The following is a 16367-nucleotide window of genomic DNA, read 5'->3' on the forward strand; positions in this document are numbered from 1 at the left end:
CAATTTCACCTTTTTTACTTTTCTCTATCGCTTCACGTACTTCTTTTTTGGCAGCTTCAATTTCTATAGCTGATTTTCCTTTTTCTGTTGCTTCTTGCTCTGCTTTCTTCTCTGCTTCTACAATAGCATTGTTTATTTCTTTTCCTTTGCTATACGCTACTACCGCTGTTTGAGCAGCCGGTTCAATGATATCTTTCGATAGGCTATAAATTTCTTGGAATACCTTTAGCCCTTGTTCATTTAAAGCTCCTGGTAATAATGCTATTTGCTCTAAATCATTTTGAATTGATTTTTTTGTATTTAGCATTTCATTTTTTAACTTGTCTATTTTTCCTGTTCCCTCTGAACTAAGTACACTCTGTGCTTTTACCACATCTGTATCAAGATTTTTCAGTTTCTTATCTACCTGTAGTTTAAGATCTGTTAACTCATTAATCTGACGTTGCACGTTTTCTTGGTTTGTTATAGTCATATCTTGAAGAACTTCCAGTCTATCTATAAACCCTTCTTTATCTTCCTTATTATCTACAAATCCTTTTAATGTTGGATAATAGCTATTAAATTTGGTTGCAAATCCTTTACTTTTTGAATTTAGTAGAATTAATTTTGGATATAGTTCTGATGACCACTCTTTCATATCTTGTTTAATTAGAAATTGAGTTGTATTTAAAGATGGAACTTCTTCAAGTTGCACATTCGGACTTGCTAAGGCTCCATCTATAAAGGTTTGTGTTAATTTGGAGTGTGCACCTATTTTTCGTAATGCTGAGGAAATATCTATATTTTCTTGTTTCGTTTCTGCCTGAACGATTGGCGTTGCGAGAGTATTGATAGGAATAGTCGCTCCAGTAACGATTGATGTTATTAAAAATCCTGTCATAATTTTATTCTTCATTCCGTACACCTCTTCACTATTGTTTTTTACAGTTTTAATCGTAAATGTTGTACAACCTAACGTTAGGATTTCTTCACATATACTTGAGGATAGAGATTTTTTCAAAAAAGTAATTACATCTCGTTTTTTATTTATTTTTGATAGAATATAAGGACCTTACTTCCCCCTCATTTTAAACACTATGTTTTTCATAAGTAAGCCAGAAAATCGCTTTGATTAAATTTGATTTTTCAGATATTTATTATTCAAATTATAAAATATTATATTTAAAAAAGTTAAATCCAAATTTCATTTCATAAAGTGAAATAATTATACTATGATAATTAAACATAAAAATCCTTTTATTCCCCAAATCCTATATGAATCCCTCATTCGAAAATGATTTTAATATAATTTAATAGTGATTGACGCATATGTGTCTTTTATATGGATATGTAAAATTACATATTCATATAGGAGTAACTAGCATACATACGCCAAAATATTATTATCGTATATATAATAATCATGTTACTACGAACACCACAGGAGAAAACTCCCCTCATGCACTTTAGAGGATAAATTATCCATGAAATAATAATTTTTTCTTATATACTTACTATTATTATAGGAATACAAAAAAGCGATTCTTTTCACAGTAAAAGAATCGCTTTCTAGGTTCCTATTTTCAATTACATTACATAAAGAATTGAGAAATTATCATTTAAGAGCCTTAACTATCACTTCAGTTGCCTCTGCAATTAGTTGATTATCATAGGCAGCCTCTTTTTCATCTTTACTAGATAAAATTGCGATGATAATGGGTGCTCTATTTGGCGGCCAAACGATAGCAATATCATTGCGTGTCCCATAACTTCCAGCTCCTGATTTATCTCCAACTATCCAGTCAGTTGGTACGCCTGCACGAATAAGTTTGTCTCCTGTAGCATTTCCTTTCATCCACTCTGTAAGAATTTTACGTTTATCAGCTGGAAGTGCATTTCCGACCGTAAAAGCCTTAAGATTGGTAGCAATCGCTTTTGCTGTACTAGTGTCACGAATGTCTCCTGGAATAGCCTCGTTTAGCTCTGTCTCAAAGCGATCAGCCATAGTAACCCGATCACCCATCTGTCTAAGCGCTTTTTCATATCCTTTAGGTCCGCCTATTTTATTAAATAAAATGTTCCCTGCAGTATTATCACTGGAACGAACAGCGGCCTCAGCAATTTGTCCTAATGTCATTCCGGTATCTACATGTTTCTCTGTAACGGGTGAATATTCCACCAAGTCGTCTTTCGTATAAGTGATAACTTCATTTAATTTCTCAGTTGAGTTTTGCTGTAGCAATACTCCTGCCGCTAATGCCTTGTAGGTTGATGCAAAGGCAAATCTTTCGTTAGGTCGATAAGCAATTGTTCGATTTGTACCAGTATCAATAGCATACACACCTAATCGAGCATCAAATTTTTTCTCAAGTTGAGAGAATTCTTTATACGTCGCATGATTTTTATGTTTAACTGGTCCGGTCTTTTCTTTCGCTTCAACTTGCAATGCCCCTCCTGTAAAAGCTTCTAGGCTTGTAAGACTTAAACCTAATATACCAACACATAAACCTATTTTTAACATCCTCTTGTTTTTCAAAATCATCATTCCTTTCAAATTTTCAATACTGAAAACAAGTAGTAAATTCAATACACTGTATCCTATTTGAAAACCTGTTTTTATACGTACACATAATAGACCATCTAAGAAACAAGTTTGTTCCATAAATTTAAAACCTTTTTAACTAGTAGCCAAGATATTAACAAAAGTAAGAGATAGCAACTATGATAGCCGCTATCTCTTATTTCAAATTTTCCTTTTTCTTTAACTTATAAAGGCTTTTATATAAACAGGGTCTCTTCCCCTGAGAAAAGTGCACAAATTTTACTAATTTTGATTCGAACTATCTGTACTAGCAGCTTCACCATGTATACGTTGCTTTTTTAAATCAAAGTATACATCTAAAATTTCCTTTCCAATTATAGAATTAATTCCATTTTTATCATCATGAAGCCATGGGACTACTACAGAAAATGCTACTTCTGGATTATCATATGGAGCATATCCAACTAATGTTAAGTTGTAACATTCCATACGTTCTCCTTTTGCATTTCTACCAATTGGATCATCTCCACCATATACAGTTTGAGCTGTCCCTGTCTTTCCTGCTGGTTTATATGGCGCATTTTTGAAATACTTCACGCCAGTTCCATCACCTTCTTGGAATACCCATCTAAAACCTTCTTTTATCCGATCAATATGTTCTTTCTTCATATCAACTCGATTTAATACGACAGGCTCTATAGAGCGTATAACTTTACCGACCTCTTCTTCTTTTATTGATTGCTCTCGTATTTCTTGTACAATTTGGGGTTGCATTCTATATCCACCATTTGCAATAGTTGAAATATATTGTGCCAATTGCAATGGCGTATACGTATCATACTGACCGATAGAAAAATCTAGTAAAAACCCAGGTTGACTATCTACTTTTCTCGTTTGCCCAATTATTTCATTCGGTAAATCAATACCTGTTGGTACCCCTAAACCAAATTGTTTAAAATAATAACGCATTTTATCAAATGCTTCTTGTTTAATATCCAATGAACCATTCGGTACGTAATTAACTCCCGCAATTTTTAAAGCTGTCTGGAACATGTATACATTCGAAGATACTTGTAAAGCTCGTAAATCATTAATATTACCAAATCCGGATACATTCCATGATTTCTTGGCTTGTGTACCTTTAAATTTCATCGGTGCATCATAAAATTGATCTCCTGGCTGTATTGCCCCTGTCTCATATCCAGTTAATAACGTTGCGCCTTTTACAGCTGATCCTAGCTCATACGAAGTTGTCATGTTACCTAATGCCAAATCCTCAATCTCTATTTTCCCTTCTTTTTCTACAATCTTTTTGCCTGCCATAGATAAAATCTGTCCGTTATTTGGATTTGTCATGACGACAAACGCTCGGTCCAACAATGGCTCTGAACTCTTAAAAGCTCTCAAATTTTTCTCTATACTTTCTTCCACTTTCTTTTGTAATTCCATATCAATCGTTAATGTTAAACTACTACCACTTTTTCCTTTAGAGATTATTTCTGTGTTTATAATGTTTCCTGATTTATCAGTAATGTTTTTCACTTCTTCTTTTGTGCCGTGTAATACATCTTCATATCGTTGTTCAATATAACTTTTTCCTACACGATCATTACGGTTATATCCACGTACCAAATAAGAATCTAAGTTTTCTTTCGGTAATCCTTCTTCACTACTTGTAATATTACCTAACACGGAACGAAATAAATTACCATTTACATAATTACGTTCCCAATCAACTGTTGTATCTACTCCTGGAAACTCCGCAAGTTTTTCACTTATCCGCGCATATTCTTGATCTGTCACATCTTTTTTTATAATTTGTGGTGTCAGTTGATAACCTGAACTCATTTTACTTTTAATAGCTAACACCTTTAAATCTTGTGCTGTTAATTCTGCCAATTCTACTTCTGTAACGCGACTTCGTCTTAAGTCTTGAATTTTTTTGTCGAGTTCTTTTCCCTCTATTCCCTTTTCTTTAAACTTTCCTATGTCGTTTTTAGTAATCTTTGATTCCGCACGTTTCGTATTCAATTGCATCCAAAAATCTTTTTTATCGATATCGGTTAATTTATTTATATCTTGCTCAGGCATTTCAAGTACCTTCGCCAAGTCTTTTGCTGTTTTTAAAATATCTTCACTCGTAATCCCCTTCACCCTTGTATACGTAATTGTGCGAAGAGATTTATTATTAACGACCGTTTTCCCTTCTCGATCTAGAATCTGTCCACGTGGAACTGGTATACTAGTTGTTTCATTTTGACTGTTTTCCACTTGGTTCTTATAAGCCTCTCCCTCAACGATTTGTACTTTTCCTAGCTGCATAATAATAGCTGAGAATAGTACAAATATGCAAAGGAACATTATATTCAATCGAATAGATATACATGTCTTCTGTTTCTTTACTTTTTGTTCTTTCATAAATCCTCCATATAATTCTTCAGGAAATCCTCACTAATACTTAGTAAATAAATATACTAAAAGCGTTCCCTATATATTAGAAACCACTATTCAGTTATAATAGTGTCTTATCTTTTTTGTTAAATCCTTGTAAGCATCCATTCCTTTTGGTTTAGCCGCGTAATTGATAAATCTCCCTTCCTGTTTTTTTTCTCTATTTTTTTGTCGCCTGCATTAGAAATGCTAAACTGTATAATGACTCATATTAAACTTACACATAGACTTACTATTAACATGTACTTTTTTTCATACTGATTGTTCCTTTCTTCATGCTGTAATACTTAATAGACAACCTAAGTAATAAAGTTGTTCCACATTTACAAAAAAAAAAATTAACTATAAGATGGAATAGGCTACATAAGGGAGGGTTATATGTTACATACGAAAAGATGGAGATTTTTTGCGGTTCTTTCTATTGTAAGTGTGATTTTACTAATTTTATTAAAAATCAACTTCATTTCAATTACTATCGCAACTTCTTCAGCTGAAAGAGGAAAAATTCTTGATCAAAATGGTGTAATACTAGCTACAAATAAGAAAGTTAAGTCTCTATATTGCACTTCTAATGATGAAAAACTATCGAATAAAGATACATCAAACACATTAGCTTTTTTCAATCAATTTTCAAACGAGTTTCAACATGACATTTCTACAGAGGACATAAAATCTCAATTACAACAATCCAGTAATAAGCAGACTATGAATGAAATATCCTTATACTCTGATATAAATGAAAATGAAATTTCATTCATAAACAAGAATAAACCTAAAAATGTAGTGATCAAAGACGAATTCATTCGATATTATCCAAAGAACGAAATTGCTTCACAAGTAATTGGGTATGTAGAAAATGACCTTAATTCTAAGTATGGACCTGTTGGTAAAAGTGGGATTGAGCTTCAATATGAAAATGATTTAAAAGGAAAACCCGGAAAAACTCTGATTTTTAAAATGAATAATAAAAAGTTCTTATGGAACATTCAAAAAATACAAAAAGGAAAAGATGTCCGGCTAGCTTTAGACTCTAAATTGCAGCAAAAAACAGAGGAAGCACTAAGATCTCAAATTAAGAAAGTACCTGATGCTAATGCTGGTTATGCAGTAGTAACCGATGTAAAAACTGGCGCAATATTAACTATGGCCAATTCGGCAGTTTTTGATCCAAATATATTAAATAGACATGTATCATCTAAAAAAGAAAACATTAAATCCCTTTCGCAAAATAAAGCAATTCAAAAATTAAAGTATGGTGAATCTTATGTAAATATGGCCTCTACTATAAAGCCACTTACTATTTTAATCGGATTAAACGAAAAGCTTTTTCAACCTGAGGATACATATTTGGATAATGGTAGTTTTCAGTATGATAATCAAAATAACATCACTAATGCTCCTGGAACACCAACAGGTGAAATTACACCGAGTCAAGCTATCATTAATTCATCAAATACATTTATGACAGCAAAAGTAGCTCTCCCCTTATTCAACCGAAATAATGGGAATATAGAAAAAGTAGCAAATATATGGACAGATTATTTAAAGCAATTTGGCCTCCGCTCTAAAACTGGTATTGATTTACCCTTTGAAGAAGACGGAGAATATGAATTTCATCCATCTAATAAGTTTGAAAATGGAATCTCTGCTTTATTAAATGCATCTTGGGGAGGAAATGAAGTACACACCCCTCTTCAACTTGCTCAATATGCAGCAACTTTGGCAAGTAAAGGTGATAAATATAAACCTCAAATCGTAAGTGCTATTATTGGTCAAGACGATAAGGAAACAAAAAAGTTTAAACCACTCTTAGAAAGTTCAAATCGTTATCCTATGAAATTTTGGGGTGTCGTGCAAGGTGGGATGAGTCAAAATATAGAGGAGATTAAAAACTTGCCCTTTGATGTCGCGGGTAAAACAGGGATAACTGGCTCTCCGAACGAGCAAGAAAGAATGATAAATCATTCTCTTTTCATTGCATATGCTCCTACCAAAGATCCAAAAATTGCTATTTCTGTCGTTATTCCTGGTAGTAATTCGGAAAAAAATATTGCTGCTCTCGTTACATCAGAAATTTTAGAGTGCTGGAATTCACTTCAAAAAGAGGATAAAGATAAAGAGAAAGGTTCATTAAAGTGAACCTTCCTCTTTTACCAAATAGAATCTATATTCGTTATTTTCCATTTACCTTCATCATTTTTTTCGAACATGAAAGAATATTTAATATCAGTTAAAACATACTTTGTTTGTACATATCCAGTATTACCGTTAATAGTCGATACTTTTATAAATCCATCATTCTGTACTTTTTCCGGAATCCAAGCTTTTACCATTTCATTAGAAACTTCATATAAAGCTTGTGATTCTAGTTTTGGTTCAGCTAAAATTTTTGTTTTGTTTCCAGTAACAGTTGCATATATAAAATGCGATTGCTTTGGTTGGTTACTTTCTGTCAATCCACTTGGTACTTTGTATGCTTTCTTTGTATCATTTGCAAATTCTCCCCCCATTGTAAGAGCGACTTGCAACTCATGAAAAATATCCTCATCAAACTTCAATTCATCCTTCTGATAACTTTTCCCTTTAAATAGAACTTCATCATTTAACGCTCTATACAGGTCATTTTCATTTTTTGAATTTGTACTTCGATATAACTCATTCATAAATTGTTTTAATGATGGATCTTGAGCAGACTCATCTTTTGTTTTAGGCTTAATTTGAGTACTACTTTGTACCGGTGATTTATTATCATCAAGCCAAGGTTGTTGAACAATAAAAAATAACATTGTACAAACCAAAACAACTACAATAGGCAATGCTTTTTTACGAAATGGTCTCTTGTATGGTACAGAGTCTACTTCACTATTTTGGTATATCGATTGCTTTATTTTATAAATAAATGCTTCTTCATCTTTACGACGCTCCATTGGTCCATTTTTTAATTTGCTATACCAGTCAGGATTTTTTTTACTGTTCATCACTTCTACCCTCCCCTATTAATTTTGAAACTTTACTTCTTGCTCTGCTTAACCTAGATTTGACTGTTCCAATGGATACACCTAATGTTTCAGCCATTTCTTCATAAGATAATTCATATTTCGCATCCAATATTAGTATTTCGCGGTGTTTTTTAGGTAGTTTTAATACAACATCCCACACATCATTCATTTCCTCTTGATTAAAAAATTCTTGTTCTGCCGATGGAGATTGCTTATCGTCACTAAAAAATCCCACTAAAGATATCCTTTTAAAATAAGAGGATTTCAAATAGTTTATTGCCGTATTTCTTGTAATTTTTAATATCCACGTTTTAATAGATGACTCCTTTCGAAACGAATTCCAATGTTTAAAAACCTTAATAAATACATCTTGTGTGATGTCATCTGATAAGTGTGGATCTTTCGTAATAATAAATGAATAATTCCATACATCTTGCCAATAGTCTTTTATAACATAGTCAAGCTCATCATGATTACATTTTTCAATAAACTTCTGTTCCATTTCCACACCTCAAACTTATTTGAATAAACATAAAGCTGCCCTCACTTTTAATATGGTTTCAATATATAGACATGATACAAGTTTCATTTGTTCCATTGTTTATCTTTTTTTCGACAGATGATATTTCTTAAAAAAATGTAATAAAAAAGACCAGGATAAATTCTTAAAATCATCCTGGTTTTTCTGTATTAAATATATTTTCATTATTTTTTTATAATAGAAACCGCATCTAATACATCCACTTGACTCCCCATAGTTTTAGTGAGTTTTTTCCATTCAGTTTCTGCTTGTGCAGCTTTAACATCATCTGAGTTGTATGGTCTATCTTCTCCATACGATTTATTGAAATGTAGGATTTCCATTGATGTTTCATTTACAGGAATCTGATTGAAAGTTGCATTATCAACAATTACAATCAATTCCTCGTAATTTGGATTACGATAGTGACCGAACCAAGTATCACTAGCATACTGGACATCTATTTTCTTTTCATTAATTGTTAATTCCTTGATTTTTTTATTTTTCTTACTAGCTAGTAAGACAGCTTTACCTTTTGGAACTGAAGGTACTGACTTAATTGGGTCTGAACTCCATACTTCATCATCATTATCTGACTCTCTTAATACACCTAACCCAACCATTTTTTTCGCTGTTTTTTGATCCATCATTAATACTTGTTTACCATCAATTTCTGCTTGCTTCACTTTATACAAAGTGTTGGTCTTAATTTCACTTTTATGTTGATTTACTATTCCTTTTAATGATTGTTCTCCTCCAATTAATAAAGCGGCATTCCTTGGTTCTTCTTTCTTTCCAAAAGAACAAGCCCCTAACATAGAAATTGATACAACTCCTGCCATACACACTTTCATTACTTTTTTCATTTCTTTTTCTCCTCTTTGCTTGTTTTATCAATACGCTACATAATTTTTTTATATAACCGTTGTAAATAACGCCAACGGACAGTGAAAAAGTACACACTTTGAATGGATATAAAGGCTAGTATAATTAAAATCGAAATCTTTAAAACAGAGTAGTCAATTAGCTGTTGCAAGGCTATAAAAGCGACCCCGCTATGAATAATCGCTATAATGATAGGCAAGAAGAACATTAGTATAAGCTGTCGTGTTACGATTTTCTTTAGTTCTTTTCTACTTAGACCGACCTTCGCAATCATTTCGTATTGTTGTTGTTCTCTTTCTAAATCTGCATATAGCCTGAAATATAATAGGCTGGCTGCAAACGTAAAGAATACGATCCCTACTAATACACTGACAATAAGTAAAATACCGTTCTCTTGTTTCGAAGAAATCCATTCAGAATACAACGCTTTAAAATAATGGTGTGCTTGCCCCGAATTATGATTACCCATTGTTTCTTCTAATTTTTTTGTAACCACTCTTGATTTCTCCCAATTTTCCACGACAAAACCATATTGACTTTTCATTACGTAAGAATCATCTTCCGTCTTTCTGTTAGGGATTTTATCGTACAGAGAATCCGAAACAACAATAATGGCTCCAATTGAATTTGGGAGAACTATATGTGGGACCGCCTTGTTGACCCGGAGGGACATTTCTAAGTTTTCCTGTACTACATCTATTTTCTCGGGTATATCTTTTCCTCTTGCATACTTTTCTTTTTGCGAAATGATTGAGGGTACTATAATCGCTTCTTGATCATTATCTATCTTTTCCATTTCATACCCGAAGATTTTTGCAAACTTGTTATACTCTGATACTTTGATTAGCACTAAATTATTTTCCGTGAATTTAGGATTCGTAACCGCTACCTGATAAGAGAAATTTGAGCGAGTAAGTTGTTTTTTTATTTCTGTAATGTGCTCTTCTTCTTGTGCATTTTCTCCTAACGAAGTATATGTAAATGCAAATGGATTGGTCATTTCGGTTAATCCCTTATTTCCCATTGCTAGGCATGTACCAATCCCTGTGAAGGCCACAGCGGAAACAATCGCTAGCATAAAGAACATAGTTGCATTATCCTTCATACGATAGGCCAATTCAGATATAGTAAGAAGGTTTGTTTTATTAAAAAACAAAGTGTCTTTTTTCTTTAAGACACGTATTACATACACGCTCAACTGTGAAAATAGAAAATATGTCCCTATCACTACAAAGACTACCCCTCCAAGTAAGTAAGGCATAATGAAGTTTCTTTCTAGTACGAAATAGAACACACATCCATACCCTAACCCAATTAATAATACGGAAAGTAATGCTAATGCTTTTGATGCCTTTGGCTCTGGTTTTGGCTTTTCCTCTGATTTCATCAAATCAATTAACTTGTTTGCTTTTACCATTTTAGAAGTAAACAACGAAATGACTAGAAACAGAATCAAAAATGCGCCAGTTGTCGTAAAGACAGCTTTTATAGGAACGTAAAAAGGAAGACCCTTATCAATCGCTAATATATTTTCACTTGCCAATAAATTGAGCTTTGAAAATATCAAACCAATTAAGATACCAAATGTAATTGAAGCGACTCCAATTAACATATTTTCTAAAAAAATTAATTTATTTAACTGCGCCGGTGTCATACCATGCATGATTAAAATTCCAAATTCTTTTTTTCTTGTTTTTAAAAAAGAACTCACCGAATATAAAAGAAAGAAGAATGAAAATACAAAAATGAGATATTGAGAGATTTGCATCCCCATTGTTCCTAAAAGGCTCATTGTTTTACTTGTGGAGGCTAGTTCTCCTTGTAAATCAGGATGAAAAAGTAAGAGTGAATATGTGAAAAAAACCATAACTGAAAATGAGCTACTTAGAAAGTGTGCAGCATAAGTCCGCTTACTTCGAATGATATTATTAAAAGCGAATCTTTGAAAAGTCATGCTTACGACCTCCTAGTAATGCAAGTACATCTATAATTTTTTGATAAAACATTTGTTGGTTTTCTCCGTTATAAATTTCGTTATATAATTTTCCATCTTTAATAAATACAACGCGATCACAAAAACTTGCAGCCACTGGATCGTGCGTAACAAGCATCATTGTTGCATCTTGTTCTTTATTTAATCGTTTTAATAACTCCATTACATCATTAGCCGCTTTTGAATCTAAGTTTCCTGTCGGCTCATCTGCAAGTAATAATTTAGGTTTATGAATTAGAGCACGTGCAATTGCTGTTCTTTGTGCTTGTCCGCCCGATATTTCATATGTTCGTTTATTTAATATATCTTGAATGCCTAATTTTTCTGCAATACCTTCTACACGCTGATTCATATCCTCAACTTTAGTACCATCTAACGTCAGAGGAAGAACAATATTTTCTTTTACAGTTAATGTTGTAAGAAGATTGAATGCTTGAAACACAAAACCTAATTCACGTCTTCGAAATAATGCCAGTTCATTTTGAGATAATTGATATGGATTTTCTCCATTAATCAATATTTCTCCTGATGTGGGAGAATCAATAGTAGAAACCATGTTCAACAAAGTAGTTTTTCCACTTCCTGATGGTCCCATTATTCCTACAAACTCCCCTTTTTTCACACTCAAATTAATGTCGGCGAGCGCTTCATAAGATACCTTTCCTGTATAGATTTTACTCAGTTCACAGACCTTTAATATTTCCATATCGTTTTGCTCCTTTTTATCTTTTAATAACCTAAGTTTATCTAAGCGTCCCTTCTTCTCATATCGATTAACCTTTCATATATCTAACAGGTCTGTAATATTTCTGAAAAATCAAACTAAACACCGTTCTAACGATTTGCATAAGGGAAAATAATACAGATTGTTGTTCCTTTTCCTACTTCCGACTTTATTTCAATATCATGTTCCAATCTTTTTATAATATTTTTCACAAGATATAATCCCATCCCAGTAGATTCCTTAAATTTCCGACCGTTTATTCCCGTATAAAATGGGCGGAATACTCTCGGGAGGTCTTCTTTTGGAATTCCCACACCATGATCGTGTATTTCAAGGATTACTGAGCGCTCTTCTTCTAATGTAGTAATAGTAACGTTTTTTCTACTTCCTGCTGAATACTTAATGGCATTGGATATCACTTGATGAATAACAAACCGAAGCCACTTTCTATCGGTTTCTACCATAATAGTTTGTTTTACTTTTACTTCTGGATAAACATAGCTACGGATAAACAGACGTTTATTTTCACGGATTACTTCTTGAACGATTTCCTGTAACGAAACTCTTTCCACATAAAAATCTTGCTCAAACGTTTGTAATCGCGCCATATATAAGACCATTTCTAATCCGTACTGCATTTGATCTACTTCTTCCACAATACTTTCAAAAACCTCCCCATTCTCTTCTTGTGTGATCAGTTCAATAACTGATAGGGGCGTTTTCATCTGATGCACCCATTGATTAATAAATGTAAGGTGCTCTTTTTGTTTATATTCCCAAGTCTTTAACTGTTGATGATATTGACTGTATTGTGTCTTTAACACACGCTGAAGTGCTACTGATAATGGAGTGGAATCGAGTTCTTCTAAGGAGTCCTCTAATGTTTCAGAAGGGTTGGATAATTTGTTATAAAATCTACGATGGCTAAAGTAGCGATAAAGTAAAAACGCAATTAAAAAGCATCCTCCTAAAAACACACTATATAACGCAGTAGATAAGTGGTTATATCCATCCAGCCAATAAACAGTTAGAACGACAAATAGCTGAATGATTGAGAAACAAATGAAAGGGATATGTTCACGTAAAAATAAATTCATTATTATACCTCATCATTCTTCCAAGTTATTTTCAAACGATATCCAGCACCACGAACTGTTTCTAATGCATTTTTTATTCCGATTTCCTCTAATTTTTTTCGGACACGTGTAACATTTACACTTAACGTATTATCATCTACATACGTATAGTCATCCCAAAGTTTTTCTAAAATTTTCTCTCGACTAACAATACTAGGAGATTGTCGTAAGAGAGTTTCTAGTAAAACAGTTTCTTTTTTTGACAGTATACACATGCTATCATTTAGCTTTAATTCCATTTTTTCTGGATAAAGTATTAAACCGGATTGCTGAACAACTCTTTCTTCCGCTTTCGGTGCGTATTCTCCGTAAATTCTTCGAAGATGACTTCGGGTTTTTGCCATTACAACTTCATAATGAAACGGTTTAGTGATATAATCGTCTGCACCATGTTCAAGTGCCATAACTTGCTCCATCTCTCCACTACGTGCTGATATAAATATAATGGGACAAGTAGAGACCGTTCTAATTTGTCGGCACCAGTAGAAACCATCAAAACTCGGTAAATTTACATCTAATAAAACTAAATCAGGTTGAATTTTTTCAAAGTTAGCCAAAATATTTTCAAAATCCTCTGTAATATTTCCTTCATACCCGTACTTATTAATATGGGATTGAAGTAGTTTAGAAATTTTTTGGTCATCTTCTACAATCATGATTTTATACATATATTTAGCTCCTTTTATTTATGTATCTATTTATTATCTAGAAATATCTAATTAATACTTTTATCTTTTAGTATAAAGAAATTCCCCTCTTACTTATATTGAATAACCTTACTTCAAACTAACAGCTTTGTAATATTTCTGAAAATAAAGTTAAGTATAATAGCTCTTATTTTTTAAATTTCAATTATCTAATTTAACATTTTAAAATTTGTTGTTTTATAATTTTTAAATAAAAAATAATCGTATTTAATTGTGTAAAAAAACACGTAATTAAATACGATTATTAAAATCATAAAATCTGCGTTTAGACATAAATTAACCGATTCCTAATATAATCTTGAATCGGTAAGGTTTGTATATTTACTAAAGAAGTAAATTTCACCTTCTAATTAAGTATTATTTCTGAAAAACATGTTTTATTTTTTCACCTGGAACGTTGCTCCCGCCCCTTCCTTTTACATCTTCAATCATCATGGTAACAATCATGTTTGGCGCGCTTGCATCGAAAGCTGCAAACCATCCAAGTTCTTTACCCTCTGCTTCTTTCGATTCTTTCAGTTCTGCTGTACCTGTCTTACCAGCGAGAGTTACACCATCAACTTTAGCAATTCTCCCAGCACCATCAGGATCATTAATAACCTTTATTAACGCACTTTTTAATATCTCTTGATTCTTGGTAGAAATCACATTTTCTTTCCAATTTCCCGCTTCTTTTGTTTTTTTTATAAGATGCGGTGACGGAATGTTACCCTCATTGACAATCGGTGCATAAGTCAATGCTAAATGAAGAGGTGTCATTAATACTTGTCCTTGTCCGTACCCCGTGTCTGCTAGTTGAATATCATTTTTTATCCCATCTTTTGCAATGATTGAAATAGGGAATTCGTATTCAATTGGTAATTTTTCATGAAATCCGTATTTCTTAAATTCATTTACATACTGATCTTTTCCTATTTTCAATGCTTGTTGAGCAAAATAAATATTATCAGAGTACTTCATTGCCTTATCAAAATCAACTGGACTAGCATCCTTCACACGTGTTACATAATAATTTCCCCAAGATGAATCTTTTGTCCACTTTAATCCTTGAATTTTAAATTCTTCCTTAGGATTTATTGTGTTTGTTTCCAAACCAATTGCACCTGTAATCGTTTTAAATACGGAACCTGGTACAAATGCTTGTGTGAAGCGATTCATCATTGGCAGTTTCGAGTCGTTATTCCATGCTTCCCGTTGAGCTTTTGATGCTCCTCTAACTATTGTATTTGGATTATAAGCAGGGCTACTTACAAGTGCGATTGTTTCACCCGTTTTAGGATTGACCGCTGCACTAGATCCTGCTTCATTTTTCATCTCATTAAAGATTTTTTCTTGAATTGCAGCATCAATAGTTAACGTAACATTTTCTCCTTTTTTTGCTTCTTGTTTTGCTACGTTTTTAATCTCTTTCCCGTTCTCATCTTCCATAAATACGCGTCCACCCTTTTCACCACGCAATTTATTCTCTAATACTTTCTCTAAACCTGTCTTACCCACTAAATCATCTGCTTGATAACCTTTTTTTTGAAGCGATTTTAACTCCTCTGCATTTACCTTTCCTATATATCCCGTTAAGTGTGCCGCTGCTTCTCCTAATGGATACGTACGAATATTTACTGGGCGAGATAAAACTCCTTCTAATTCAATATAATCATTCTGTCTGGTTCCCTCTTTTAAAATACCAATTGGTACAAAGGAATCTGGTTTTATCCATTTCGCTGCGAGCTTCTGATCGACCTCTTCTGTAGACATATCAAGTAATTGTGCTACTATTTCTTTTGTTTGCGCTGCCGTTTCACCTAGTTTCTCTGGAATAATTCCAACTTCAGTCGCTTTACCATTCGTTGCAAGCCCTTTTCCATTTCGATCATATATTTCTCCGCGTTTTCCTTGCTCTGTTTGCATACGTACTTTGTAATCTTTTTTCATACCTGGGAAAATGAAGTCTGGTGTCCAATCTATTTTCCAAGATTCCTTATCTTTATCTTTCACGAGTTTTGCTTCATGGATGAATGAAACTGTTCCTCCATCCGTATCCATATTAACTTCAAAAAGAAAAAGTTCTTTATCTTTATTATTCTCTCCTTTCGTTTTAATTTTTAAATTCTTAACTCCAATACCCTCATAAATTTTTTGATATTTCTCTGTGAACTCCTTTTTAGAAATCGTTTTTTTTGCATGTTCTGATAAATGATCATACATATTTGTAAATTTTTTATCATTCCATAAATTGATATATTCTTCAAATGCTTGTTTTGAGGGTTCGTTTTTATTACATCCTACCAACATAATTCCGAAACAAAAGAAAAGTAGCATCCATATTTTTTTCAATTCAATCTTCTCCCTTAGTTATAAATGATTATTCCTTTCTTAATTTATTAAATAAAAAATGTTTTGACGCTTAATAGACAGTGTAAGTAATGAAATTGTT

12 protein-coding genes are annotated in these 16367 nt (G+C 32.8%); 1 reads left to right on the forward strand and 11 read right to left on the reverse strand.

The features are described 5' to 3' along the window. From AC1DKZ_RS22495 to AC1DKZ_RS22505, 3 genes are all read right to left on the reverse strand, one after another. On the reverse strand, positions 1 to 895 hold an 895-nt coding region (locus tag AC1DKZ_RS22495), incomplete at its 3' end, for an HBL/NHE enterotoxin family protein (protein ID WP_476997073.1). A gap of 699 nt (positions 896 to 1594) precedes the next feature. Then, on the reverse strand, positions 1595 to 2521 hold the full coding sequence (gene bla / locus AC1DKZ_RS22500) for a class A beta-lactamase Bla1 (protein ID WP_476997123.1): 927 nt from the start codon (positions 2519 to 2521) through the stop codon (positions 1595 to 1597). A 282-nt stretch (positions 2522 to 2803) separates the two neighbouring features. After that, positions 2804 to 4939, reverse strand: coding sequence for a peptidoglycan D,D-transpeptidase FtsI family protein (locus AC1DKZ_RS22505; RefSeq protein WP_476997074.1), 2136 nt, complete (start codon positions 4937 to 4939; stop codon positions 2804 to 2806). Between the two features lie 411 nt (positions 4940 to 5350). On the opposite strand from AC1DKZ_RS22505, the gene AC1DKZ_RS22510 reads away from it, so the two are divergent. Next, positions 5351 to 7111, forward strand: coding sequence for a peptidoglycan D,D-transpeptidase FtsI family protein (locus tag AC1DKZ_RS22510; RefSeq protein WP_476997075.1), 1761 nt, complete (start codon positions 5351 to 5353; stop codon positions 7109 to 7111). A gap of 11 nt (positions 7112 to 7122) precedes the next feature. Here the strand turns inward: AC1DKZ_RS22510 and AC1DKZ_RS22515 are convergent, their stop codons facing one another. The 8 genes from AC1DKZ_RS22515 to AC1DKZ_RS22550 form a co-directional block, all read right to left on the reverse strand. After that, positions 7123 to 7950 carry an SH3 domain-containing protein gene (locus tag AC1DKZ_RS22515; protein WP_476997076.1) on the reverse strand — a complete coding sequence of 276 codons (828 nt, stop codon included), beginning with the start codon at positions 7948 to 7950 and terminating at the stop codon, positions 7123 to 7125. Further along, positions 7940 to 8473 carry an RNA polymerase sigma factor gene (locus AC1DKZ_RS22520; protein WP_002127457.1) on the reverse strand — a complete coding sequence of 178 codons (534 nt, stop codon included), beginning with the start codon at positions 8471 to 8473 and terminating at the stop codon, positions 7940 to 7942. Before AC1DKZ_RS22520 ends, AC1DKZ_RS22515 begins: the two co-directional genes overlap by 11 nt. A 203-nt stretch (positions 8474 to 8676) precedes the next feature. Next, complete coding sequence (locus AC1DKZ_RS22525; protein ID WP_476997077.1) at positions 8677 to 9357, reverse strand: lipoprotein BA_5634 family protein; 681 nt, start codon at positions 9355 to 9357, stop codon at positions 8677 to 8679. Positions 9358 to 9392: 35 nt separating this feature from the next. After that, positions 9393 to 11330, reverse strand: coding sequence for an FtsX-like permease family protein (locus tag AC1DKZ_RS22530; RefSeq protein ID WP_476997078.1), 1938 nt, complete (start codon positions 11328 to 11330; stop codon positions 9393 to 9395). Then, positions 11305 to 12075, reverse strand: a complete 771-nt coding sequence (locus AC1DKZ_RS22535) for an ABC transporter ATP-binding protein (protein WP_002017024.1) — start codon at positions 12073 to 12075, stop codon at positions 11305 to 11307. Before AC1DKZ_RS22535 ends, AC1DKZ_RS22530 begins: the two co-directional genes overlap by 26 nt. A 128-nt stretch (positions 12076 to 12203) precedes the next feature. After that, positions 12204 to 13190: a sensor histidine kinase gene (locus AC1DKZ_RS22540; RefSeq protein WP_002017026.1), complete on the reverse strand. Its 987-nt coding sequence runs from the start codon at positions 13188 to 13190 to the stop codon at positions 12204 to 12206. A gap of 2 nt (positions 13191 to 13192) precedes the next feature. Next, positions 13193 to 13897 carry a response regulator transcription factor gene (locus AC1DKZ_RS22545; protein ID WP_476997079.1) on the reverse strand — a complete coding sequence of 235 codons (705 nt, stop codon included), beginning with the start codon at positions 13895 to 13897 and terminating at the stop codon, positions 13193 to 13195. Positions 13898 to 14293: 396 nt separating this feature from the next. After that, a complete protein-coding gene (locus tag AC1DKZ_RS22550; protein ID WP_476997080.1) occupies positions 14294 to 16267 on the reverse strand; it encodes a penicillin-binding transpeptidase domain-containing protein in 1974 nt (657 codons plus the stop codon). Positions 16268 to 16367: the final 100 nt, after the last annotated feature.

This window comes from Bacillus sp. 05T21 (genome assembly GCF_056396785.1).

What these genes read in the sequence shown, in the direction of transcription:
- AC1DKZ_RS22525 (WP_476997077.1), bottom strand. Translation starts at nt 9,357, where the DNA reads ATGAAAAAAGTAATGAAAGTGTGTATGGCAGGAGTTGTATCAATTTCT.
- AC1DKZ_RS22515 (WP_476997076.1), bottom strand. Translation starts at nt 7,950, where the DNA reads ATGAACAGTAAAAAAAATCCTGACTGGTATAGCAAATTAAAAAATGGA.
- bla (WP_476997123.1), bottom strand. Translation starts at nt 2,521, where the DNA reads ATGATTTTGAAAAACAAGAGGATGTTAAAAATAGGTTTATGTGTTGGT.
- AC1DKZ_RS22505 (WP_476997074.1), bottom strand. Translation starts at nt 4,939, where the DNA reads ATGAAAGAACAAAAAGTAAAGAAACAGAAGACATGTATATCTATTCGA.
- AC1DKZ_RS22510 (WP_476997075.1), top strand. Translation starts at nt 5,351, where the DNA reads ATGTTACATACGAAAAGATGGAGATTTTTTGCGGTTCTTTCTATTGTA.
- AC1DKZ_RS22540 (WP_002017026.1), bottom strand. Translation starts at nt 13,190, where the DNA reads ATGAATTTATTTTTACGTGAACATATCCCTTTCATTTGTTTCTCAATC.
- AC1DKZ_RS22520 (WP_002127457.1), bottom strand. Translation starts at nt 8,473, where the DNA reads ATGGAACAGAAGTTTATTGAAAAATGTAATCATGATGAGCTTGACTAT.
- AC1DKZ_RS22545 (WP_476997079.1), bottom strand. Translation starts at nt 13,897, where the DNA reads ATGTATAAAATCATGATTGTAGAAGATGACCAAAAAATTTCTAAACTA.
- AC1DKZ_RS22530 (WP_476997078.1), bottom strand. Translation starts at nt 11,330, where the DNA reads ATGACTTTTCAAAGATTCGCTTTTAATAATATCATTCGAAGTAAGCGG.
- AC1DKZ_RS22535 (WP_002017024.1), bottom strand. Translation starts at nt 12,075, where the DNA reads ATGGAAATATTAAAGGTCTGTGAACTGAGTAAAATCTATACAGGAAAG.